Source organism: Amycolatopsis sp. A1MSW2902, from assembly GCF_017312175.1.
Taxonomy (GTDB): domain Bacteria; phylum Actinomycetota; class Actinomycetes; order Mycobacteriales; family Pseudonocardiaceae; genus Amycolatopsis; species Amycolatopsis nivea.
The window spans coordinates 7,190,542-7,211,837 of the sequence record NZ_QJPO01000001.1; the positions used below are offsets into that span (position 1 = coordinate 7,190,542).

Below are 21,296 nucleotides of genomic sequence, written 5' to 3' on the forward strand. Positions count from 1 at the left end.
GGCGTAACTCACACTCCCGGCTTAGCTCATTCGTGCGAGCCGCGGCGCGGGGTGACGAGGCCGGATTCGTACGCGAGCACCACCAGCTGCGCCCGGTCGCGCGCGCCGATCTTGGTCATGATGCGGCTGACGTGCGTGCGCGCGGTCGCCGTGGAGATCACCAGGTGGGCGGCGATTTCGTCGTTCGACAGCCCGCCCGCGACCAGCGCCAGCACCTCGCGTTCGCGTTCGGTCACCTCCTGCACGGCTGAGGTGTCGATCCGCCGGTGCTCCGGCCGTCCGACGATCTCGGCGATCAACCGGCGCGTGACGGTCGGCGCGAGCAGCGCCTCCCCCGCCGCGACGACGCGCAGCGCGTGCAGGAGTTCGACCGGTTCGGTGTCCTTCAGCAGGAACCCGCTGGCCCCGGCGCGGAGTGCCTCGTAGACGTATTCGTCGACGTCGAACGTGGTCAGGACCAGCACTTTCACCCCGCCGAGATCGGGGTGCGAGGTGATCCGGCGGGTCGCTTCGAGACCGTCGGTGCCGGGCATCCGGATGTCCATCACCACGATGTCGGGCCGGTGCTCGACCGCCTGCGCGACGGCCTGCTCGCCGTCGCTCGCCTCGCCGGCCACCTCGAAGCCGTCCTCGGTGTCCAGCAGCAGCCGGAATCCGGCGCGGACCAGGGCCTGGTCGTCGGCCAGTACGACGCGGATGGTCATTTCTCCCCCTCCACGGGCAGTTCCGCCCGCACCTGGAAACCCTGCCCGGTGACGCTCGCCTCGACGCTGCCGCCGAGCGCGGTCGCGCGTTCCCGCATGCCGCGCAGACCGTGCCCTGGCGTCGGCTGGACGGTGCCGCGGCCGTCGTCGCGCACGACCAGGACCAGCGTGCCCGGCTTCCGCTCGAAACGGACCTCGACGCGCTGTGCCCCGTCGGCATGCCGGACGACGTTGGTGAGCGACTCCTGAAGGATCCGGTACGCCGCGCCGTCCACCGGCGCGGGCAGCTCGCCGGCTTCGCCGTGCAGTTCGACTGCCAACCCGGCGGCGCGCGCGTGGTCGAGCAACTCATCGACCTGCGCGAGGCTCGGCGCGGGCGCGCGGTTCTCGCCGGAACGGAGCACGGCGAGCGTCGCCCGGAGGTCGTTGAGCGCGGACGCGCTGGCGGCCTTGATGTTGAGCAGCGCCTCTTTCGCCTCCTCCGGCCGCCGGTCCGCGACGTGCGCGGCGACGCCCGCTTGGACGTTGATCATCGCGAGGCTGTGTGCGACGACGTCGTGCACCTCGCGAGCGATTCGGAGCCGTTCCTGCTCGGCCATCCGGTGCCGGTGCTCGTCGGCCTGCTCGCGCCGGGCGGCGACGGCGGCGAACTGGAACCGGACCGCGGTCGCGATGCCGATCACGGCGGCCATCCAGACCACGGCGAACAGCGCCCAGGCGCTGACCGCAAACGTTTGCGCGGTGATGATGTGGACCACGTACGCCCCCACCAGCACCGCCGCACCGGTGCTGCCGGCAACCACCGGGCCCTTCTGCCGCGTGAGCACGAACAGCGCGATGGTGGGGACGATGATCACCGGGCCGCCGGGCTCCGGGGACAGGTAGTACGCGTACGCCGAGGCCGCGGTGAGCACGAAGAGCGGCAGCGGGTACCGGTGGACGAGCAGCAAGGTGAGCACGGTCGCGGCCAGCCAGGCGGCACCGAGCGGGCTCAGCGGGTGCGGGGCGTGCTGCCAGCGGCCGGACGCGCTGGAGCCGCCGAGCACGAAGGCGAGCACCACGAAGGTCCGGAACACCCGCCCGAACCACGGGTTCTGCGCCCGCCACCAGTAGTGCATGGTGCGAAAGCTACCGGGGAAGCCGGGCGGGCGCGTCCGTCGTGAAGCGCGGGATCGGACTACGCGCGGCGCGGTATGTCGAGAACTCTCATCCGGCTCCGTTCACCAGGCAAACGGCGAAAAAAGGAGACGGTGATGGGCAAGGTAGTGGCCGGGGCGAGCATGTCGTTGGACGGGTTCGTGGCGGGGCCGGGCGAATCCGGGTTCGATCTGCTCTTCGGCTGGCTGGGCAGCGGCACCGAGGAGGTGCCGACCGCGCAGCCGGGACGTTCGCTGCGCATGTCCCCGGCGAGCGCGAAGGTCATGCGTGCGCAACTGGAGTCGACCGGAGCGCTGCTGGTCGGACGACGGCTGTTCGACCTGACCTCGGGCTGGGGCGGGACGCATCCGTTCGGCGGGCCGGTGGTCGTGGTGACGCACGAGGCGCCTGCCGGCTGGGAGGGCTCGCCGTTCACTTTCGTCACCGAGGGCATCGAGGTCGCGGTGGCACGGGCGAAAGAACTGGCCGACGGCCGCGACGTCGGCGTGAACGCGGGCGAGATGGCGCGGCAGTGCTTGGCAGCCGGACTGCTCGACGCGGTGCGGATCGACCTCGTGCCGGTCCTGCTCGGCGGCGGGGTGCCGTTCTTCGGCGAATTCGGCTTCGGTCCGGTGCGACTCGGCACGCCCGAGGTCACGCCCGGCGAGGGCGTGACCCACCTGCACTACCGCGTCTTGGGCACGAACTCCAGCAGCTTCGCGTGAGTCTCGTCGTTCGCCGGGGTGTAGACCGACATCCGGATCTCCGAGCGGCGGCCGGCGTAGAGGTAGGTGAAGTCGAAGGTGAGCAGGCCCGCGTCCGGGTGCAGGTAGCGCTTGCTCTTGGCCAGCTCGGTGTTCACGTCGTGCTGGCTCCACAGTTCCTCGAAGCACGGCGACTCCGCCCGAAGCCGTTTGACCAGCGACTTCCAGCCGGGCTCGCCCACGTGCTCGGCCATCGCCGCGCGGAAGGACGACACCATTCGCGGCACGTTCTGCTCCCAGTCGACCATCCGCTCTTTCCACTGCGGATTGAGCAGGCACTGGACGAGCGTGTTGCGTTCCTCGTACGGGATCGCGTCGACGCCGCCCATCAGCCAGTCGTAGCCGGCGTTGTGGCCGAGCACGTCGAAGCGCGCGTTGCGGACCGCGACCGGGAACGGTTCCAGCTGGACCATCATGTCCTGCATCGACGGCGTGATCGCGGAGCAGTGCTTCTTCTCCGTCACCGGCTCTGGCGCGCCGGCGAGGGTGAACAGGTGCACGTGCTCGTGCGGGTCGAGCCGGAGCGTGCGGGAGATCGCGCTGAGCACCTGCTCGGACGCGTTGATGTCGCGGCCCTGTTCGAGCCACGTGTACCAGGTGACCCCCACGCCGGCGAGCTGCGCGACTTCCTCGCGGCGCAGCCCCGGCGTGCGCCTGCGGCCGCCGAGCGGCAGGCCGACCTGCTCGGGCGTGATGCGTCCGCGCCGGTTGCGGAGGAACTCCCCCAGCTCGGTCCGGCGCAGGCGGTCTTCGATGCCACTGGTCACGAGTACCAGGTAAGCACACTGCCAAGCCTGTTACCAGGTAGTCCCAGTACCAGGATAGAAGCACACCTGGTACCAGGGTTTGCGGCGGCGGAACGTAGTACTCATGACGACTACCACCACTGCCCCGGCGACGGCCACCGCCGCCGTCGGGACGCCGGAGAGGACGGGCCTCTCGTCCGCCGGCTTGATCACCGTGCTGCTGGGGGCGGCACTGCCGATCATCGACTTCTTCATCGTCAACGTCGCCCTGCCCACCATCGATACCGACCTGCACGCGTCGACCGCGACGCTCGAACTGGTCGTCGCGGGCTACGGCATCGCGTACGCAGTGCTGCTGGTGCTCGGCGGACGGCTCGGCGACACCTTCGGCCGCCGCAGGCTCTTCCTGCTCGGCCTCACGCTGTTCACGCTCACCTCGCTGGCCTGCGGTGTCGCCCCGGACGCCGCCACGCTGGTCATCGCCCGCGTCGCACAGGGCGCGGCTTCGGCACTGTTGCTGCCGCAGGTGTTGTCGATCATCCAGGCCGGTACCTCCGGCGAACGCCGCTCGCGCACGATCGGCATGTACGGCGCGACCGGCGGCATCGCCACCGTGGTCGGACAACTGCTCGGCGGCGCACTGGTCGCCGCCAACGTGTGGGACCTGAGCTGGCGGCCGATCTTCCTGGTCAACGTGCCGATCGGAATCGTCGGGCTGCTGCTCGCGCGCCGCACGGTGCCGGACAGCCGGGCGAGCAACCCGCTCGGCGTCGACCGCTGGGGCACCGTGCTGCTGGCCGTTTCGCTGCTGTCGCTGCTGATCCCGATCATGGAGGGCCGCGCGCTCGGCTGGCCGTGGTGGAGCATCGCGCTGCTGGTGGTCTTCCCGTTCGCGGCGTTCGGCTTCGCCCGCACGGAACGGAACCTCGAAGCCGCGGGCGGCACCCCGCTGCTGCCGCCTGCCCTGCTGCGCACCGCGAGCGTGCGGCACGGCCTGACCGTCGCGGTGCCGTTCTTCTGCACCTTCGGCTCGTTCATGTTCGTTTACGCGGTGACCCTGCAGAACGGCCTGCACCTCGGCCCGCTCGGCGCCGGGCTGGCCTTGACCCCGATGGCCGTCGCGTACTTCACGACCTCGCTGGTCAGCAGCCGCCTCGTCGCCCGCTTCGGCCGCAAGATCGTGCCGATCGGCGGGGTGATCCTCGCCGTCGGGCTGCTCGCGCTCGCCGGAACCGCGCTGCTCGACTGGCCGGACCTGTCGATCTGGCAGCTGGCCCCGGCGATGGTGCTGATCGGCGTCGGCAACGGGCTCGCGATGAGCACGCTGTTCCGGGTCGTGCTGTCCCGGGTGCCCGCCGACCTGGCGGGGGTCGGCGGCGGCGTGCTGACCACAACCCAGCAGACGTCGCTGGCACTGGGAGTCGCGGTGCTGGGGAGCCTGTTCGCCAGCCTGAGCGTGCCGGGCGCGATGGGCTACCAAGGTGCGTTCGTGCTGGTCATCGGGATTCTGGCGGTGCTGGCGCTGCTCGTGAGCGGACTGGCTCGCAAACTTCCCGATCCTCGCTGAGAATTCGACCGACGGAAAACTCCGCTCCCGGACGACGATGGAGATGTGACGGAACCTCGGGTGCAGCCAGACCCGGCCTTCGCGCTGCTCGGCCTCTACGAGAAGGCCCTGCCGGAGGTCTATGGCTACCTGCTCGCGAGGTGCGGCGACCGCGCGCTGGCGGAGGAACTGACGTCGGAGACGTTCCTCGGCGCGGTCGCCGCCTGCCGCAAGGAGCACGCGCCGCCGGTGAGCACGCCCTGGCTGATCGGGGTGGCCCGGCACAAGCTGGCCGACCACTGGCGGCGCGCCGAACGGGAACAGCGCGGGCTGCGGCTCGTGCACGACGCCGGATGCGACGTCGAGGATCCCTGGGACGAGCAGCTCGACGCCCTGCGTGCACGGCAGGTGCTCGAAACGCTGACCGTCTCGCATCGGGCGGTGCTCACCTTGCGGTACGTCGACGGCCTTCCGGTGCGCGACGTCGCGGCGCATCTCGGCCGGACCATCCACGCGACGGAGGCGTTGCTGACGCGGGCCAAAACCGCGTTCCGCCGCGGCTACCAGGAGAAGGAGGGACGCGATGCCTGAACCGTTCGACGCGCTCGCACTGCCTTCGACTCCGGCCGACCCCGATCCGGCCTTCGCCGAGCAGCTGCGGGACGACCTCCGCCGACTGATCCTGAACGGAGCGGAGATGACCACCACCGAAACCACGCCGCAGCAGGCCCGAGCGGGTGCGCTGACGCCGTACCTGGTCGTGACCGACGCGCGCGCCGCGCTCGACTTCTACGTCGAGGTCTTCGGCGCACGGCGCCGAGCCGAGCCGATCGTGATGGACGACGGCCGGGTCGGGCACGCCGAACTGGACATCGGCGACAGCGTGCTGATGCTGGCCGAGGAGTTCCCCGAGCTGGGCAATGTCGTCGCGCCGGAGGGCGGCGCGCTGGTGCGCGTCGAGGTGCCCGATCCGCAAGGCGCGGCGCGGCGGGCCGTGGAACTGGGCGCGGAACTGCTGCGTCCGGTCGAGGACCGCGGCTACGGGCTGAACGGGGTGATTCGCGACCCCTACGGTCAGCGCTGGCTGGTCGGAAAGGCCGCGCCACAAGCGAAAACGCCCGGGGAACGCACGTACCGGCACGGTGAAGCCGGGTACTTCACCTTCCAGGTGCCCGACGACGGCCGGGCGAAGGCGTTTTACGGCGCGGTGCTCGGCTGGCAGTTCAACCAGGGCAGCCTGCCGACCGCGTGGCGCATCGAGGGCGACGGCCTGCCCGGCGGGCTGTGGGGCGGACCGGAACTGCAGTCCGGCTGGAAGCTGATGTTCGCCGTCGACGACCTCGAGGCCGCGCTCGGCCGGGTGCGCGAGGGGGGCGGCCGGGCGGGAGAGGTGGAGAACCAGCCGTACGGCCGAACGGCGGATTGTGCCGACGACCAGGGGATCGAGTTCTGGTTGTGGGAACAGCCACGCACGTGACCTCGGCCAAAACCCCGGCGGCAAACCGGCCGGCGGGGCGCACACTCAAGGGATGGCCGCGCACTGGACGCCCCGCGACGAAGCCGAGCTGACCGCCGGCTGGCAGCTGTGGCTCGCGCTGGGCTCGTGCGCCTGGCCGGGACCGGACTGGGACGGCACACCCGCCGAAGCTGTCCGCGGCCTGGAACGGTGTTTCACCACCTGCGACGAAATCCTCGCCGCGTACGACCGGCCGGATTCCGCGGTCGCCGGGCTGGTGCGCTCGATGATCCTGGCCGCCAACTGGACGCTCGAACTGTGGCGCGACGACGCGGACCCGCTCGATTCCGAGCGGGCCGCGCTGTTGCACGCCGATCTGGCCGCGTTCTCCGACCACGCGGAGAGCGTGCGGACCTTGCTGGCCGCGGGCGGCGGGTGGGCCTCGCTTCCGCTGTGACCCGCCCGCCGTCCGTCTACAAAGGACTTACCAGCTCGCGGGCCGTTTCCGCTCCGGCTCGTACGGCTGCGTGATGACCTCGATCCCGTTTCCGCCCGGGTCGAGGAAATACACGCCGCGTCCGCCGTGGTTGTGGTTGATCTCGCCGGGGCCCTGCCCGCCCGGACCGGCGTGGTAGTCGACCCCGGTTTCCTTCAACCGCAGGAAAAACGCGTCGAAGTCGTCTTCCGGAATGAGGAAACAGTAGTGCTGCAGCTTGCGATCGGCATCCGGCACCGTCGCGAAGTCGAGTCGCACGCCGTTGCTGGTTTCGACCGGGATGAACGGGCCCCATTCCTCGCCGATCTCGAACCCGAGCAGGTGCGCGAAGAATTCGGCGGATTCCCGGTTGTTCCGGGACGGGACCATCAGGTGATTCAGTTCAAGAGAAAGTGACACGAAGCAATGCCTCCACAAGGCATCCCAGCACCTCCATGCCTCACCCAGCCGGTGACCGACACGCGATGCCGCCGAGGAGCATAGCGCAACCGAAGCGAATCTCCAATCAGAAAACCGGAACTCGCCGCCGGGCCGCGCGCGGGCGCCCGACTCCCTGCCAGGACAACCCGGCGTCGAGAATCATCCGCGGGTCGAGCAGATTGCGGGTGTCGACGACGTCGTCGCCTTCCATCGCGTCCGCGATCGCGACCCAGTCGAGATTGCGGAACTCGGCCCATTCGGTAAGCACCACAACGACATCCGCGTCCTTGGCGACCTGATACGGGTCGTCCACCACGGTCATCCCGGCGATGCCGCCGGAGACCGCCGGGTCGTACGCGGTGATCTCCGCGCCGAGCGCGCCCAGCACCGAAGACACTGCCAGCGCGGGAGAATCGCGCAGATCGTTCGTGCCCGCCTTGAACGCCAGGCCCAGCACGCCGATCCGCGCGCCGGCCAGCGTTCCGCCGCAGGCTCCTGCGATCTTCGCCACGATCCGGTCGCGCTGGGCGATGTTCTCGTCGATCGCCGAGGTCAGCATCCGGAAGTCGTAGTCGACCGATTCGGCGACCTTGACCAGCGCGCTGGTGTCCTTGGGCAGGCACGAACCGCCCCAGCCCGGGCCGGGTTTGAGGAAGGTGCGGCCGATCCGCCGGTCGTAGCCCATGCCTTCGGTGACCAGGTCGATGTCCGCGCCGAGCCGTTCGCACAGTTCGGCGATCGAGTTCACATAGGACAGTTTGAGCGCGAGAAAGCAATTCGCCGCGTACTTGACCAGTTCCGCGCTCGCCGCGTCCGCGACCACGACGGGTGCGGCGAGGTCGCCGTACAACTGCCCGACCCACGCGGCGGCCGCGTGCGAATCCGACCCGACCACGATCCGGTCCGGGTGCAGGAAGTCTTGCACCGCAGTGCCTTCGCGCAGGAATTCGGGGTTGGAGACCACCGGCACGTCGGCACGGCCGACCATCCCCTGGATCCGTTTCGCGGTGCCGACCGGCACCGTCGACTTCGTGATCAGCGCGCAACCGGCCGGCAGCACGTCGCCGATCTCGGCGGTCACCGATTCCACCGCGCGCAAATCCGCGGACCCGCCCGCGCCCATCGGCGTCGGCACGCAGAGGAACACGCCCTCCGCGCCGCGAACGGCTTCCCGCGCGCCGACGACGAACGACAGCCGTCCGTTCGCCAGTCCGCGGGAGACCAGTTCGGCGAGTCCTGGTTCGAGGATGTCCACGCGCCCGGCCGACAGCCGGTTCACTTTCGCCACGTCCACGTCAACGCAGGTGACGCGGTGCCCGAGGCTCGCGAGACAAGCCCCCGTGGTCAATCCGACGTATCCCGTCCCTACCACCACGATCCGAGCTGAGCTCATGACGCTGAAGGTGACAGCCGGAGTTGACCTCAGTGCTAACGGAAGCGGTCGCGGCCGAATACTCCTCGCGACGACAGCGGGTGAGGCGACACACTCCGACGGGCATGCGAACGAGCGTTAACCTGGGCGCGGAGGTGCACCGCGGCACCGAGAGCAGGAGGAAGGCTGAAGATGCAGATCACCGACACCGCAGCGCTCGTCACGGGTGGCGCGTCCGGGCTCGGCGGCGCGACCGCCAAGGCGCTGGCCGCGAAAGGCGCGCGGGTGTTCGCCCTCGACCTCGCGCCTTCGATCGAGAAGGCGGAGCAGATCGACGGCATCACCTACGTCGAGGCCGACGTGACCGACCCGGACCAGGTGCAGGCCGCCGTCGACACCGCGGCGGGCTCGGGCGTACCGCTGCGCACGGTGGTCAACTGCGCCGGCATCGGACCGTCCGCGCGCATCCTGTCCAAGAAGGGCCGCCACGACCTCGGGCTGTACGCGAAGGTCATCCAGATCAACCTGATCGGCACGTTCAACGTGGTCACCATCGCCTCCGAGGCGATCGCGAAGACCGAACCGCTGGCCGACGACGCCCGCGGCGTCATCATCAACACCGCGTCCGTCGCCGCGTACGACGGCCAGATCGGGCAGGTGGCGTACGCGTCGTCCAAGGGCGGCGTGGTCGGGATGACCCTGCCCGCCGCGCGCGACCTCGCCTCGCACGGCATCCGCGTGCTGACGATCGCCCCCGGCATCGTCGACACCCCGATGCTCGCCACCGTCAGCGACGAATTCCGCGCCGGACTCGCCGCCGGGGTGCCGTTCCCGAAGCGGCTGGCGCGGCCGGACGAGTACGCGCAGCTCGCCCTGTCGCTGATCGACCACGACTACCTGAACGGCGAGGTCGTCCGCATGGACGGCTCGCTGCGGATGGCCCCGCGCTGACGCTGCCTCGCGAGTGGCTGCGCCGCCCCCTCAGCGGCACAGCCCACTCGCCCGGTCACTCCTTGCGCATCCGCACCTCGAGGCCGATCCCGTCCGGGGTCACCTCGCAGGTGCGGAACTTGCTCTCCGCGACCGTCGCGCGGAACTGCTCCGGCGTGTACGCCCGCCGCCGCAGCCCGCGAAGCGTGCGAACGGTGGTGAACGTGGCCACCGGACCGAGATTCATCCGCGCGACCTCGGCGTCCAGTTCCGCGTCGGTCGTGCTCTTGCTCAAGTCCTGCACCAGCGCGACCCCGCCCGGCCGCAGCACCCGGTGCATCTCGTCGAGCGCGTCCACCGGGTCGGCGAAGTTCTTGAACGCCGCCTGGCAGATCAGGAAGTCGAACGAGCCGTCCACGAACGGCATCGCCGCCACGTCACCGCGACGGAAATCGACCGAGACGCCCTGCTCATGCGCGTACTCCCTGGCCAGCTGGACAAACGTCCGGCTGACATCCAGCCCGGTCACCGTGCACCGGCCGGTGCGGGCCAGCTCCACCGCGAAGAAGCCCGGCCCAGGCGCGACCTCGAGCACGTCGGAGCCTTCGGTCAGCTCCGAAGCCAGCATCTCGGCCGTTTCGCGATACTGGATTCGCTGCGGTTCGGTACCGCGTCCCCGCGCGTACGCCCGGGCGACCGGCCCCTCCATCTCCGGCAGCAGTTTCGTACGGTGGCGTTTGACCTGGGTGTTCCCCATCGTGTTTTCTCCCTGTTCGGTTGAGTCCGAACCGGTTCGCCGCGGGGCCGTATCCTTGTCAGCGCAGCCTGAAGACAGGTTCCCGCACCTCGCGGTTTCCAGTTCGACGGTTCCCGGTCCCGGGGGCGGTGTGCCAGCACCTCCTCCGGGACCTCTTTATTCGCCCTCGTTTTCGACGAAGGCGGCCATGTCAGGCAGCTCCCCGGTCTCCCGGTAACGCCGCCACTCCTCGACCCCCGGTATCGCGCCGGTGGTCAGCTCCTCCTGCAGCCCGCGAACCCATTCGGCTTCCGCACGCCACATCGCCAGTTGGTACTCCGCCTCGACGAGAACCAGCCGAGGCAGCTCAGCCCGCATCTTCGCCAACGCCTCGACACGGTCGCCGATCAGCCGGTCCAGCTCGCCGACCCGATGCCGCAACTGCTGATCGACCACGTCCGGCCCGAGCGCGAGCATCACCGACAGCCCCGTGTGAAACCGCGTGGCCTCCAAATCCGGCACCGCGAGCAACTCGGCGACCCAATCCTCCAGCTCAGCCTGGCCCGCGTCGGTAATCCGATAAACGGTCCGCTCCGGCCGAGCCCCGTCCCGCACGTTCTCGACGGCCTCGAGGAACCCGTGCTTTTCGAGGTTGCCGACGACTGTGTAGAGGGAGCCCCACTTGATCTTCAGGTCGCCCTCTTTGCCGCGTTCCCGCAGGAGAGAGGCCACTTCGTACGGATGCATCGGCCGCTCGAACACGGTGGCCAGCACGGCGAGGCCCAGCAAGTTGGAGACCTTTCGCCGCTTCACGCTTTCGACCTCCTCGTGGGCGAGTAATCGTGGACGAGTATAGGGAGAAGTGGGGTTGGCGGCAATGGCGGAAGCTCGGCCGGCGCGCGGACTGGAGGAAGGAACCGGGAGGTGAGCGACAGCCAGGGCTGACGAGACACCCGGAGGTCTGGTTGAGGGCGCGCGGCCACGATCCGACGGACGGTGCAGGGGGTAGGAGCGGACCGGGGACCACGACAAAGACTGCTCGAGCGGGGCGGCGAGAACCGCCTAGCAACACGTCAGGCGGGCAAGGGATCCGGCGAGATGCACGAACCAGGGACCTGGGAAGCGTCCGGCAAAGCCGGATCTCGCGAGGCACCCGGCGAGACCGGAGCCTGACGAGCCGCCCGGCAAGGCCGGATCTCGCGAGATATCCGCCAAACCGGAGGACCCGCGAACGCCCGAGTCACCCGGGCAAGACCAGGCCCCGACGAACTGCCCGGCAAGGCCGGGTCTTGCGAGACATCCGCCAAATCCGCGGGCTGCGAACCGCCCGAGTCATCCAGGCAAGGCCAGCACCCAACGAAACCTTCCGGCAACGCCCGGGGACCGGCAACGCCGGGCCTAGCAAAACATCCACGAAGCGACACCGCACCGAGCGCGAGGACAACCCACCCACACCCCCACAACCCCGATACGAAGCCAAAAACACGGGCGGCGGGTGCTTGTCAAGGCATCTTTCCCGCCTTGACAAGCACCCGCCGCCCGTAGTCACAATCAGGCTGAGGGGTGGTGGGACCCAAGCCCAGCCGAGGGGGCAGGCGGAACCCAATACCGGCTCAAGGCGGCGGGACCCAAGCCCGGCCGAGGAGCGGGCGGAACCCAAGCCCGGGCGAAACCCAAGCCAGTGAGCCGAGGAGCGGATGGAACCCCCGCCAGAGATCTGAGACGCGCCGGAACCCAACACCCAAGAATCACGGCCCCACCCCACCTGAGCAGCAAACCTCAGATATCCAACATATACGGAACCTCAACCTGAGCCCGCCCGCTCATCCACTCCCGCAGCGCCTTGGTCGCGAGCACGTCATCCTCGTTGTACCGCAACAACCGTTCCCGCTGCTCGTCATCAGGGACCGCGCCGTCCATCCCCACCGCATCCCGGTACCACCGCATCGAGGCCTCGCCACCGGCCTCCGGATCCCGCCACGCGAACCCGGCCACCGGGGCGATCACCTTCAAGCCCTTGCCCCGCGAGCACAGGAACTGATCCGTCACACTGCGGAAAAGATCCACCCATTCATCTGAATCCACAAAGGACTGAACGATGCGTTTCTCCGGAATCCCGGAGTACTCCCCGAACCGCTCGACCGACCCGAACAGCCACCGGTTCTCCGCGAGCGCGTTGTAGCAATACGCCCGGAAAGTCAGCCCCGCGGCCAGGGTCCGCTCGCGAACATCCGTGAACCACGCCCAAAACTCAGCGAACGACCGCGCCTCGTCCACGGTCGGCAGCGGCTCCCAAGTCGCGAATGCCCGGTACCCCTGCGGCACTCCGATGTCCACTCCGGACAGCAGCGTCCCCCACAGGTAAGCGCCGGAATCGCCGAAGCTTTCCATGTCCACGTCGACCTCGACGTCCGCGCGCGGCACCTCGATCTTCGGCGTCCGACGCACCACCGTCAGATCCGCCAGCCACGCCCGGGCCAGCATGATCGCGTCCGAGAACGTGCCGCCCGTCCAGTTCATCGGCGGCATCTCGGCGGCCGGGTCCAGCGCGGCCAGCTTGTCTACTGTGGACACTCCAACGCGGCGCAGCTCGCCCGCGTCCTCGCCGCGCACCACCAGGCTTACGTCACGCGTTTCGGTGAGCACGACCTCGCACGTGGCCCAGAACGGACACCGTCGGCACTCCAGCACCCGCGAGGGCGCGGCCAGCGCTTCGGCGCCGGTGGCGGCAGCGGTCGCCACGGCGAGCCGATCCGCGAAGCGTGCGTCGTATTCGTCCAGTGCGCTGCGTCCGCCCGGCCAGGTGCCCGCGGTGAGGTCGTGCCAGACGACGACGTCCGCGTCCAGACCGATCACGCCGCCGAGCGCGCGCCCGCCGGCCGCCAAGCCGCGCGTCTCCAGCATTCGCCGCAGGTGGGCGAGCCGCAGCTGGTCTCGCGGCTGCGAGCGCACCTTGCGCAGCTCGTCCGGCGAACGGCGCGCCGGGTCCAGCTCCGTCATCGCGGTGGTGGGCGCGCCCTGGCCGCGGTCGGTGATCCGGTGCCGGACCACCAGCACCGGCACGTACCCGTCGTCGACGCGCACGAGCAGGTCGATGCCGCCGCGCCGGTGCCCGACCGGGTCGGCGGGCAGCAGCGCGCCCCAGATGTACTGCGCGGCGTCCGCGAACGCCTGCTCGGTGAGCCGCACCCGCTCGCCAGCGGACGCGGTGCGCGGCACCCGGGCCCAGGTCGCCTCCGGCCCCGACGCCGCGACCAGCTGTTCGAGGATTTCCTCGCGGTGCGCGGTCGCGTCGTCGATGCGCTGTTGTGCGGTCGGATCCGGCGGCGGCAGCGGCACGTCGCGCATCGCCGGGTCGTGTTCCAGGTGCACCCGGCGGCGGCAACGACTCACTGCTCCCGCGTCGAGCAACACCTCGTCTCCCATAGCGATCACAATAGATCGTGGGTACGACATTCCCCGCGCGAGCCGACATGCCCGTCAGGTCGGGGACCAGTAAGTTCATCCGGAGAAGGCGTGGGAGGTAACGGCCATGGCGCGCAAGGCCAAGCAAGACAAGGCCAAAAAGGACGAGGGTGAAGCCCGGATCACCCCGAAGAAGGCGAAGAACGCGGTCGCGGTGGCCAAGGTGCTCGGCCCGGCGGTGCTGCCGGTGCTCGCGCCGTACGCGGTCCGCGCGGCGGGTGCGGCGCGGGAGGCGTACGACCGCTACCAGGCCCGCAAGCTGGGTGTCGCCGTCGACCAGCTCGGCGAGTACACCGGCCGCGGCGCGGCGCTGCACGCCCGGATCGCGGGTCTCGTGCAGGGGCTCGGCGAGCTGAAGAAGTCGGCGAAGGCGACCGAGCAGGACCAGAAGTTCGCCGCCGAAACGCAGTCGACGCTGGAGCAGCTGTCGGCCACGGTGCGCGCCGCCGAGCGCATGCCCGCGGGCCGGCGCAAGGCCGCGCACCGTGCGGTCACCGGCGAGCTCGAACGGCTGGAAGAGCAGCTGCTGCACCGCTTGGGCATCTGAACCCGGCGAAAGGGCCCCTTGAGCGAACTCAAGGGGCCCTTTCCGCTGCCGGGAAGCGCTACTTGATGAAGCCCTTTTGCAGCATCCAGTCGTGCGCGACGGTGCCCGCGTCCTTGCCGTCGACGTCGACCTTCTTGCACAGCTCGACCATCTGCTTGTTGTCGAGCGCCGCCGCCACCGTCTCCAGCGGGCCGCGGATTTCCGGGTGCTGGTTCAGGAACTCCGTGCGCAGCGTCGCCGCCGCGTTGTACTGCGGGAACGCCTTCTTGTCGTCCTCGAGCACGCGCAGGTTCAACCCGGAGATCCGGCCGTCGGTGGTGAACACCTCGCCGACCGGGCAGGTGCCGTTGGCCACCGCCGAATAGATGGTGCCGATCCCGAAGTTCTCGATCTTCGGGTTCTTGAACCCGTACGCCTTGACCGCCGCCGGGAACCCGTCCTGGCGGCTGGTGAACTCCGTCTCCAGGCAGAACCGGTTCTGGTCCGGGTGCGTCGTGAGGAACTTCGCCAGGTCCGACGTGGTCTTGAGGTTGTTCTTCGCCGCGTACGCCTCGGTGGTGGCGAAGGCGTACTGGTCGTTGAGCGGCGAGTAGTTCAGCCAGGTGACGCCGTACTTCTCCGCGTCGGCCTTCTTCGTGGCCTCGTACTGCGCCTTCTCCCCGCCCGGGACCGGCAGTTCGTTGCCCTGGTAGTTGATCCAGCCGGTGCCGGTGTATTCCCAGGTCACGTCGGTCTGCCCGTTGAGCAGCGCCTGCCGGGACGAGTTCGACCCCTTGATGTCGGTGAGGTCGATGACGTCCGCGCCCGCCGCGCTCAGCGCCATTTCGGCCATGTAGCCGAGGATGATGTTCTCGGTAAAGTCCTTCGACCCGACGACCACGCGCTGGCCTTCGAGCGACGGGATCGGCCGGATGGACCCTGGTTCGATCTTGAACGGGATCGAGGTGTTGACGTCGAGCCCGCACGCCGAGAGCGTCCCGGCGAGCAGGGCGGCGCCGACCAGCGCGCCCGCCTTTTTCAGGACGTTCATCAGCGCAGTCCCTTCGGTCCGAAGTACTGCTCGGCGACCGCGCCCAGCCAGTCCACCAGCAGTGCCAGCGCGACGGCCAGCACCGAACCGGTGATCAGCACCTTGGTCAGGTTGAGCTTGTAGCCGGTGTCGATCAGGAGCCCGAACCCGCCCGCGTTGACGAACATGCCGAACGTCGCGGTGCCGACCGCCAGCACGAGCGACGTGCGCAGGCCGGCCAGGATCAGCGGAACCGCGAGCGGGAATTCCACCCGCCACAACACCTTCTGCGCGGACATCCCGATGCCGCGGCCGGCGTCGATGAGCGACGGGTCGACCTGCTGGATGCCGACCATCGTGTTGCGCAGCACCGGGAGCAGCGAATAGAACGCCAGCGGCAGCGCGGCGACCCACAGCCCGCCGACCGCGCCGGTGAAGATGAACCACAGCACCAGCACGCCCAGCGCGGGCGCGGCCTGTCCGATGTTCGCGATGGCCAGGAAGATCGGCGCGAGCCACTTCGCCCACGGCCGGGTGACGATGATGCCGAGCGGCACCGCCACCAGCACCACGATCGCCGTGACCACGACGGTCATCGCCACGTGGTCGCGCAGCGCGGTGAGCAGCGACTCCGCGTTCAGCGTTTCCTTCTCGGTCGCGGTGAGCCCGCTGGCGAACACCCAGATCAGCGTCACCGCGACGATCAGGACGACCACGGCTGGCTGGGCGAACAGACGGACGCGTTCCGCGCGGCGGGAGCCTGACTCGGTGCTGAATCCGGTATCGACGGCAGCGGTCATGCCGTGGCCCCGTCCTCGTCGACGTGGTCGTCGGCGTGCTCGTCGCGCAGCTGCTGGATGGTCGCGATGACGGTGTCCAGCTTGATCGTGCCCGCGTACTCGCCGCGCGCGCCGGTGACCGGCACCGAACCGCCTTCGGCGAGCATCGCCTCGAGCGCGTCCTGCAGCGTCGACTGGAGGCTGACGATGTCGCGCAGCGGCTTGCCGACCGAACCCAGCGACGTGGCGTTGGTCAGCTCACGCACGTGCACCCAGCGGATCGGCCGCCGACGCTGGTCGAGCACCAGCGCGAACGGCTTGCGCTGCTTGTTCAGCTTCTCCCGCACGTCGGCGGGCGATTCGTCGATCGTGGTGGTGAGCGCGTCCTGCTGGAGTTCGACGTCGCGCACGCGCAGCAGGGTCAGCTGCTTGAGCGAAGCGCCGGCGCCCACGAAACCGGCGACGGTGTCGTCGGCCGGGTTCGCCAGGATCGACTCCGGGGTGTCGTACTGCAGGATCTTCGACTGGTTGCCGAGCACCGCGATCCGGTCGCCGAGCTTGACCGCCTCGTCGAAGTCGTGCGTGACGAAGACAATGGTCTTCTTCAGGTCGGTCTGCAGTCGCAGGAGTTCGTCCTGCAGGTTGCCGCGGGTGATCGGGTCGACCGCGCCGAACGGCTCGTCCATCAGCAGCACCGGCGGATCGGCGGCGAGCGCGCGGGCCACGCCGACGCGCTGCTGCTGGCCGCCGGACAGCTGGCGGGGATAGCGGTCGCGGAAATCGGCCGGGTCGAGCCCGACCAGGTCCATCATCTCCTCGACCCGCGCGGTCACCTTCTTCTTGTCCCAGCCGAGCAGGCCGGGCACGACGGCGATGTTCTGCGAGACGGTGAAGTGCGGGAACAGCCCGGCCTGCTGGATCGCGTAGCCGATCTGGCGGCGCAGGGTGTCCACGTCGAGCTTCAGCGCGTCCTGCCCGCCGATGGTGATCCGGCCGGACGTCGGCTCGATCAAGCGGTTGATCATCCGCATCGTGGTGGTCTTGCCGCAGCCCGACGGGCCGACGAACACCACGATCTTGCCCGCGGGCACGACCATCGAGAAGTCGTCGACGGCCGGGGCGCGGGTGCCGGAGTAGCGCTTGGTGACGTGGTCGAGTTCGATCTCGACGCCGGAGACGTTTTCTTCGGTCGCAGTGTGCTCAGCCACGGACACCCCTAGAAATGGTGAATCGCTTGATCAGGACGTAGATGCCGTCGAGCACCAGCGCGAGGATGACCACGCCGACGGTGCCGGTGAGGGCCTGGTTGAGGGAGTTCGTGCTCCCGGCGTTGGTGAGGCCGGAGAAGACCTCCGCGCCGAGGCCGGGGCCCTTGGCGTAGGCCGCGATCACCGCGATGCCCATGAGCATCTGCGTGGCGACCCGCATCCCGGTGAGGATCGCCGGCCAGGCCAGCCGCAGTTCGACCCGGGTGAGCACGGAGAGCCTGCTCATCCCGATGCCGCGGGCGGCGTCGGTGATCGCCGGGTCGACCGCGTCGAGGCCGACGATCGTGTTGCGGACGATGGGCAGCAGGCCGTACAGCACGAGCGCGATCACCGCGGTCGTCGAGCCGAGGCCCGAAAGCGGGATCAGCAGACCCAGCAGGGCGAACGACGGGACGGTGAGGATCGTGCTGGCCAGCGCCGTGGCGACGGCGGAGCCGATGGGGCTGCGATAGACGGCGATGCCGATCAGCACGCCAAGGATCGCGGCGAGGATCGTGCACTGCACGACCATGCTGGTGTGCAGCCACGCCTGGAGCAGCAGCCTTCCCCACCGGTCCGAGATGTACTCGAAGAGGTTCATCCGTATTCGTTCTCCCGCCAGCTTGCGAGCCCCGGACGTCACCCGTTCGGAGTAGCCCATCATTCGGCAGGGTGACTACCCGGAACGGATACGGTCGAAACCCCCACTTCTCGGTTGTGATTACCCACCGTTTCGCATCAGCGAGGGGTCGGCAACCGAAGCACAGCGCTCCACCGAGCGGTTTTTACCGGATCGAGACCCGCCTACCTGTGCGTTTTCCGCAGGTGCTCACCATTCGAGACGCTTCAGTCACCCACCGGAGTGCCGTTAAGCTGCCCGAATGAGCACTCCAGCCCGGCATCGCGGCGCACTCGCCGCTGTCCGCGGCGGACTGCTCGCGCTGAGTTCGGCGTCACTCGCCGTCACCGCGCACGCGGCCGCCGACGGCGGGCTGCCGGACCCCGCGCTCACTCTCCTGCTCACCGGACTGCTCGGCTGGACCGCCACCGCGCTCGCCGGGCGCGCCCGAGGACCGCTCGGCACGATCGCCGTGCTCGGCGGCGGGCAGCTCGTGATGCACCTGGTGCTGACGACGCTCGGCGGGCACGACCCGTCCGGTGCGCCCGCCGCGCCGGACGGCTGGGCGATGACCGCCGCGCACGCTGTCGCGACGCTGCTCACCGCGCTGGTGCTGGCGCGGGCGGACGCGATGCTGCTCGCGGTGCTGCATGTCCTGCGGGTCATTCTTCCGCTGCTGGTCCGGCCGTTGCCGGTTCCGGCGGCGGCTGCCGGGATCGCGCGGTCGCGTGCGGCTGGGGCGATGCCGTTGCTGACTGTGGAACTTCGCCGCGTCCGGGGCCGACGCGGACCTCCTTGGCTCTCCTGAACCCGCACCTTCTTTTCCCCTTTTCCGGCGCAGGCCTCGTCCTCCGCCGGCCCTTCCCTGTTCAGGAGAACTTGTGTCCCACCATGTCTTCCGTCGTGCCGGCGTGCTCGCCGCGACCGTCGCCGCCACCGGTCTGCTCGGCGCCGGCATCGCGTCCGCGCACGTGACCGCCAACGTCTACGGCGACCAGCCGGCCAAGGGCGGCTACGGCACGATCTTCTTCCGCGTCCCGAACGAGGACGCGAAGCTCGGCACGATCAAGGTCGAGATCGACGTCAAACCGGACTACGGCATCGGCAACATCCGCACCAAGCCGATCCCCGGCTGGACCGCCGAGGTCACCAAGTCGAAGCTGCCGCAGCCGGTGACCACCGCGTCCGGCACGAAGATCACCGAGGCGGTCACGAAGGTCGTCTGGACCGCCCAGCCGGGCACCAAGATCGGCTCGACCGAATTCCAGGAGTTCGAGATCAGCGGCGGCCCGCTGCCGTCCAACGTCGACCAGCTGGAGTTCCCGGCGATCCAGACGTACGAGGGTGGCAAAGTGGTGGACTGGAACCAGCCCACCCCGCCCAGCGGCGAGGAGCCGGAGCACCCGGCCCCGACCATCAAGCTCGCCGCCGAATCCTCGGAGCACGGCGGCCACACGCAGACCACAGCTGCCGGAGAGAACGCTGAAGCCGCGTCGTCGTCGGACAACACGGCGCGCTGGCTCGGCGGGGCCGGCCTCGTCGTCGGCGCGCTCGGGCTCGGCGTCGGTGCGGGCGCGGTGCTGCGTTCCCGTCGTCCCGCCGCAGGAAAGACCGAAGGAACCAAGTAATGCGTAAAGCGCTTCTCGCGCTGGCGATCTCCGGGGTGGCCCTGCTCGGCACGGCCACCCCGGCGCTGGCGCACAACGTGCTGATCAACTCCGACCCGGCGAACGGCGCGTCGCTCGCCAAAGGCCCGGCGAAGGTCACGCTCACGTTCGACCAGTACGTGCAGAACGCCGACGTCAACCAGATCGCGGTGACCGGCCCGGACGGCAGCCAGTGGGCCGAGGGCCCGGTGACGGTGGAGAACAACGTGCTCAGCGCGCCGCTGCGGCCGCTCGGCCCGGCGGGCAAGTACACCGTCGGCTACCGCGTCCTCTCCGCCGACGGGCACCCGGTGTCCGGCGAGATCCCGTTCACCCTCACCACCGCGGGCAACGGCACCCCGGCGAAGGGCGACGCGGCCAAGGCGGCCGGTGCTCCGGCCCAGTCGGCCCCGGCGGCGTCCTCGTCGTCGAGCGGCGTGCCGATCTGGGTGTGGATCGCCGGTGCGGTGGTGCTGCTCGCGATCGGCCTCACCGTCGCGCTGCGCACCGGCCGCGACCCCGGATCGGACAAGGCGGACCAGTGACGCGAGCCGAGACCACCTCCGCGGTCCGCTGGGCCACGCTCGCCTGCGTGGTCGTCGCGGGACTGCTGGGCGCGCTGATCGGCATCGCGCTCACCGCGTCCTCGCCCATTCCGGGCGTGGTGGAACCCAGCGAGGTGGTCTCGGCGGCCATCCCGATCGTGCGCGTGCTGCTGGACCTGGCGGCGGTCGCGACGATCGGGCTGGCCCTGCTGTCCGTGCTGGTCGGCTACGACCGGCCGAAACTCACCGAACCGGTCATGCGCCGGGCCCGTCCCGCCGCCGTCGCCGCCGCGCTGGTCTGGGCGGCGACCGCGGTGGTCGCGCTGATCCTGCAGACCGCGGAGTACAAGCCGGGCAAGCGGATGCTGACCGGCGGCGACATCGGCAACTACATCGCCGAGGTCGGCGCGGGCAAGGCGCTGGTGATCGTGGCCGTGCTCGCGCTGCTGCACGCCGTGCTCGGGTTTGTCGCGCTGCGCAAGGGCGAGAAGGTGCCCGCCGAGGTGCGGGTGGGTCTCGGCATGTTCGCGCTGCTGCCGTTGCCGGTCACCGGCCACGCGTCGAACTGGGCCTATCACGACTACACGATGATCTCGATGGAGCTGCACGTCATGAGCGCGGTCGCCTGGTGCGGCGGCCTCGGCGCGATGATCGTGCTGCTGGCGGCCAACCGGACGCTGCTCGCGCACGCGCTGCCGCGGTTCTCGAAACTGGCGACGCTGTGCCTGGCGCTCTCCGCGGTGACCGGCCTGTTCAACGGCATCGTGGAAATCCTGGCCAACCCGACGATCGGCTTCTGGGCAGGCGTGTTCACCACGCCGTACGGCCAGCTGATGGTGCTGAAGGTGCTGTGCACCGGCGCGATCGCGCTGCTGGCCGCCAACTTGCGGTGGCGGCTGATGCCGCGCATCGTGCGACACCAGCGGACGGCGCTCGCCTCGTGGGCCACGCTGGAATTGACCGTCATGGGGCTCGCCTTCGGGTTCGCCGTGGTGCTCACCCGGGCCCCGGTCGCGGTGTCCTGACCGGCCGAGGTGACGGCGGGTAGCCGCAACTTGCACAATGGGACTAGCAGTACGCTATCCGGGGCGATCTGCCGGACCGAATTATCGCTGCGCAGCGATACCTCGTC

The 21,296-nt window shown here is 69.7% G+C and carries 23 protein-coding genes; 11 read left to right on the top strand and 12 right to left on the bottom strand.

The window, feature by feature from the left end; genetic code table 11:
* Positions 1–26 precede the first annotated feature (26 nt).
* Positions 27–704, bottom strand: a complete 678-nt coding sequence (locus tag DMP23_RS33460; protein ID WP_037806926.1) for a response regulator — start codon at positions 702–704, stop codon at positions 27–29.
* Positions 701–1,822 (bottom strand): sensor histidine kinase, encoded by a 1,122-nt coding sequence (locus tag DMP23_RS33465; RefSeq protein ID WP_337823473.1) that lies wholly within the window; start codon positions 1,820–1,822, stop codon positions 701–703. Before DMP23_RS33465 ends, DMP23_RS33460 begins: the two co-directional genes overlap by 4 nt.
* Before the next feature lie 135 nt (positions 1,823–1,957).
* On the opposite strand from DMP23_RS33465, the gene DMP23_RS33470 reads away from it, so the two are divergent.
* The gene (locus tag DMP23_RS33470) at positions 1,958–2,566 is read left to right on the top strand and encodes a dihydrofolate reductase family protein (protein ID WP_337823474.1); all 609 of its coding nucleotides are present in this window, start codon (positions 1,958–1,960) and stop codon (positions 2,564–2,566) included.
* On the opposite strand, the gene DMP23_RS33475 is transcribed toward DMP23_RS33470, so the two are convergent.
* Entirely contained in the window at positions 2,527–3,372 is an 846-nt protein-coding gene (locus DMP23_RS33475; RefSeq protein ID WP_037806921.1) for a helix-turn-helix transcriptional regulator, read from the bottom strand. The two genes, DMP23_RS33470 and DMP23_RS33475, sit on opposite strands and share 40 nt — an antisense overlap.
* A gap of 103 nt (positions 3,373–3,475) precedes the next feature.
* Here DMP23_RS33475 and DMP23_RS33480 point away from each other — a divergent pair, with 103 nt between their 5' ends.
* The 4 genes from DMP23_RS33480 to DMP23_RS33495 are packed head-to-tail and all read left to right on the top strand — an operon-like array spanning position 3,476 to position 6,810.
* A complete protein-coding gene (locus DMP23_RS33480) occupies positions 3,476–4,918 on the top strand; it encodes an MFS transporter (protein WP_337823475.1) in 1,443 nt (480 codons plus the stop codon).
* Between the two features lie 45 nt (positions 4,919–4,963).
* Entirely contained in the window at positions 4,964–5,488 is a 525-nt protein-coding gene (locus DMP23_RS33485; protein WP_337823476.1) for an RNA polymerase sigma factor, read from the top strand.
* Positions 5,481–6,374: a VOC family protein gene (locus tag DMP23_RS33490; protein ID WP_337823477.1), complete on the top strand. Its 894-nt coding sequence runs from the start codon at positions 5,481–5,483 to the stop codon at positions 6,372–6,374. Before DMP23_RS33485 ends, DMP23_RS33490 begins: the two co-directional genes overlap by 8 nt.
* A gap of 52 nt (positions 6,375–6,426) precedes the next feature.
* A complete protein-coding gene (locus tag DMP23_RS33495) occupies positions 6,427–6,810 on the top strand; it encodes a hypothetical protein (RefSeq protein WP_043837928.1) in 384 nt (127 codons plus the stop codon).
* A gap of 27 nt (positions 6,811–6,837) precedes the next feature.
* Here the strand turns inward: DMP23_RS33495 and DMP23_RS33500 are convergent, their stop codons facing one another.
* Positions 6,838–7,218, bottom strand: a complete 381-nt coding sequence (locus DMP23_RS33500) for a VOC family protein (protein ID WP_037806911.1) — start codon at positions 7,216–7,218, stop codon at positions 6,838–6,840.
* Between the two features lie 136 nt (positions 7,219–7,354).
* Positions 7,355–8,662, bottom strand: a complete 1,308-nt coding sequence (locus DMP23_RS33505; protein WP_337823478.1) for a UDP-glucose dehydrogenase family protein — start codon at positions 8,660–8,662, stop codon at positions 7,355–7,357.
* Between the two features lie 171 nt (positions 8,663–8,833).
* Here DMP23_RS33505 and DMP23_RS33510 point away from each other — a divergent pair, with 171 nt between their 5' ends.
* Positions 8,834–9,592 carry an SDR family NAD(P)-dependent oxidoreductase gene (locus tag DMP23_RS33510; protein WP_337823479.1) on the top strand — a complete coding sequence of 253 codons (759 nt, stop codon included), beginning with the start codon at positions 8,834–8,836 and terminating at the stop codon, positions 9,590–9,592.
* A 55-nt stretch (positions 9,593–9,647) separates the two neighbouring features.
* On the opposite strand, the gene DMP23_RS33515 is transcribed toward DMP23_RS33510, so the two are convergent.
* From DMP23_RS33515 to DMP23_RS33525, 3 genes are all read right to left on the bottom strand, one after another.
* A complete protein-coding gene (locus DMP23_RS33515) occupies positions 9,648–10,328 on the bottom strand; it encodes a class I SAM-dependent methyltransferase (protein ID WP_134664554.1) in 681 nt (226 codons plus the stop codon).
* 156 nt (positions 10,329–10,484) lie between these two features.
* Positions 10,485–11,120, bottom strand: coding sequence for a PadR family transcriptional regulator (locus tag DMP23_RS33520; protein ID WP_337823480.1), 636 nt, complete (start codon positions 11,118–11,120; stop codon positions 10,485–10,487).
* Positions 11,121–12,086: 966 nt separating this feature from the next.
* Complete coding sequence (locus DMP23_RS33525) at positions 12,087–13,733, bottom strand: TM0106 family RecB-like putative nuclease (RefSeq protein ID WP_337823481.1); 1,647 nt, start codon at positions 13,731–13,733, stop codon at positions 12,087–12,089.
* A 106-nt stretch (positions 13,734–13,839) separates the two neighbouring features.
* Between DMP23_RS33525 and DMP23_RS33530 the strand changes: the two genes are divergently transcribed.
* Complete coding sequence (locus tag DMP23_RS33530) at positions 13,840–14,319, top strand: DUF6474 family protein (RefSeq protein WP_037806899.1); 480 nt, start codon at positions 13,840–13,842, stop codon at positions 14,317–14,319.
* A gap of 58 nt (positions 14,320–14,377) precedes the next feature.
* Here the strand turns inward: DMP23_RS33530 and DMP23_RS33535 are convergent, their stop codons facing one another.
* The 4 genes from DMP23_RS33535 to DMP23_RS33550 are packed head-to-tail and all read right to left on the bottom strand — an operon-like array spanning position 14,378 to position 17,955.
* Complete coding sequence (locus tag DMP23_RS33535; protein ID WP_051728581.1) at positions 14,378–15,349, bottom strand: glycine betaine ABC transporter substrate-binding protein; 972 nt, start codon at positions 15,347–15,349, stop codon at positions 14,378–14,380.
* A complete protein-coding gene (locus DMP23_RS33540) occupies positions 15,349–16,128 on the bottom strand; it encodes an ABC transporter permease (RefSeq protein WP_037806898.1) in 780 nt (259 codons plus the stop codon). The genes DMP23_RS33535 and DMP23_RS33540 overlap by 1 nt, the downstream gene beginning before the upstream one ends.
* Complete coding sequence (locus DMP23_RS33545) at positions 16,125–17,321, bottom strand: ABC transporter ATP-binding protein (protein ID WP_337823482.1); 1,197 nt, start codon at positions 17,319–17,321, stop codon at positions 16,125–16,127. The genes DMP23_RS33540 and DMP23_RS33545 overlap by 4 nt, the downstream gene beginning before the upstream one ends.
* Positions 17,308–17,955 carry an ABC transporter permease gene (locus tag DMP23_RS33550; RefSeq protein ID WP_037806896.1) on the bottom strand — a complete coding sequence of 216 codons (648 nt, stop codon included), beginning with the start codon at positions 17,953–17,955 and terminating at the stop codon, positions 17,308–17,310. Before DMP23_RS33550 ends, DMP23_RS33545 begins: the two co-directional genes overlap by 14 nt.
* Before the next feature lie 280 nt (positions 17,956–18,235).
* On the opposite strand from DMP23_RS33550, the gene DMP23_RS33555 reads away from it, so the two are divergent.
* The 4 genes from DMP23_RS33555 (at position 18,236) to DMP23_RS33570 (ending at position 21,189) form a co-directional block, all read left to right on the top strand.
* Positions 18,236–18,781 (top strand): hypothetical protein, encoded by a 546-nt coding sequence (locus DMP23_RS33555; RefSeq protein ID WP_337823483.1) that lies wholly within the window; start codon positions 18,236–18,238, stop codon positions 18,779–18,781.
* A 73-nt stretch (positions 18,782–18,854) separates the two neighbouring features.
* The gene (locus DMP23_RS33560; protein ID WP_337823484.1) at positions 18,855–19,601 is read left to right on the top strand and encodes a YcnI family copper-binding membrane protein; all 747 of its coding nucleotides are present in this window, start codon (positions 18,855–18,857) and stop codon (positions 19,599–19,601) included.
* On the top strand, positions 19,601–20,164 hold the full coding sequence (locus DMP23_RS33565) for a copper resistance CopC family protein (RefSeq protein ID WP_037806893.1): 564 nt from the start codon (positions 19,601–19,603) through the stop codon (positions 20,162–20,164). Before DMP23_RS33560 ends, DMP23_RS33565 begins: the two co-directional genes overlap by 1 nt.
* Positions 20,161–21,189, top strand: a complete 1,029-nt coding sequence (locus DMP23_RS33570) for a copper resistance D family protein (RefSeq protein ID WP_037806890.1) — start codon at positions 20,161–20,163, stop codon at positions 21,187–21,189. The genes DMP23_RS33565 and DMP23_RS33570 overlap by 4 nt, the downstream gene beginning before the upstream one ends.
* Positions 21,190–21,296: the final 107 nt, after the last annotated feature.

Coding starts and splice junctions, on each gene's coding strand:
- DMP23_RS33500 (WP_037806911.1), bottom strand. CDS start 7,218: ATGGTCCCGTCCCGGAACAACCGGGAATCCGCCGAATTCTTCGCGCAC.
- DMP23_RS33525 (WP_337823481.1), bottom strand. CDS start 13,733: ATGGGAGACGAGGTGTTGCTCGACGCGGGAGCAGTGAGTCGTTGCCGC.
- DMP23_RS33460 (WP_037806926.1), bottom strand. CDS start 704: ATGACCATCCGCGTCGTACTGGCCGACGACCAGGCCCTGGTCCGCGCC.
- DMP23_RS33540 (WP_037806898.1), bottom strand. CDS start 16,128: ATGACCGCTGCCGTCGATACCGGATTCAGCACCGAGTCAGGCTCCCGC.
- DMP23_RS33510 (WP_337823479.1), top strand. CDS start 8,834: ATGCAGATCACCGACACCGCAGCGCTCGTCACGGGTGGCGCGTCCGGG.
- DMP23_RS33465 (WP_337823473.1), bottom strand. CDS start 1,822: ATGCACTACTGGTGGCGGGCGCAGAACCCGTGGTTCGGGCGGGTGTTC.
- DMP23_RS33480 (WP_337823475.1), top strand. CDS start 3,476: ATGACGACTACCACCACTGCCCCGGCGACGGCCACCGCCGCCGTCGGG.
- DMP23_RS33530 (WP_037806899.1), top strand. CDS start 13,840: ATGGCGCGCAAGGCCAAGCAAGACAAGGCCAAAAAGGACGAGGGTGAA.
- DMP23_RS33565 (WP_037806893.1), top strand. CDS start 19,601: ATGCGTAAAGCGCTTCTCGCGCTGGCGATCTCCGGGGTGGCCCTGCTC.
- DMP23_RS33495 (WP_043837928.1), top strand. CDS start 6,427: ATGGCCGCGCACTGGACGCCCCGCGACGAAGCCGAGCTGACCGCCGGC.
- DMP23_RS33515 (WP_134664554.1), bottom strand. CDS start 10,328: ATGGGGAACACCCAGGTCAAACGCCACCGTACGAAACTGCTGCCGGAG.
- DMP23_RS33470 (WP_337823474.1), top strand. CDS start 1,958: ATGGGCAAGGTAGTGGCCGGGGCGAGCATGTCGTTGGACGGGTTCGTG.
- DMP23_RS33505 (WP_337823478.1), bottom strand. CDS start 8,662: ATGAGCTCAGCTCGGATCGTGGTGGTAGGGACGGGATACGTCGGATTG.
- DMP23_RS33550 (WP_037806896.1), bottom strand. CDS start 17,955: ATGAACCTCTTCGAGTACATCTCGGACCGGTGGGGAAGGCTGCTGCTC.
- DMP23_RS33490 (WP_337823477.1), top strand. CDS start 5,481: ATGCCTGAACCGTTCGACGCGCTCGCACTGCCTTCGACTCCGGCCGAC.
- DMP23_RS33555 (WP_337823483.1), top strand. CDS start 18,236: ATGAGCACTCCAGCCCGGCATCGCGGCGCACTCGCCGCTGTCCGCGGC.
- DMP23_RS33535 (WP_051728581.1), bottom strand. CDS start 15,349: ATGAACGTCCTGAAAAAGGCGGGCGCGCTGGTCGGCGCCGCCCTGCTC.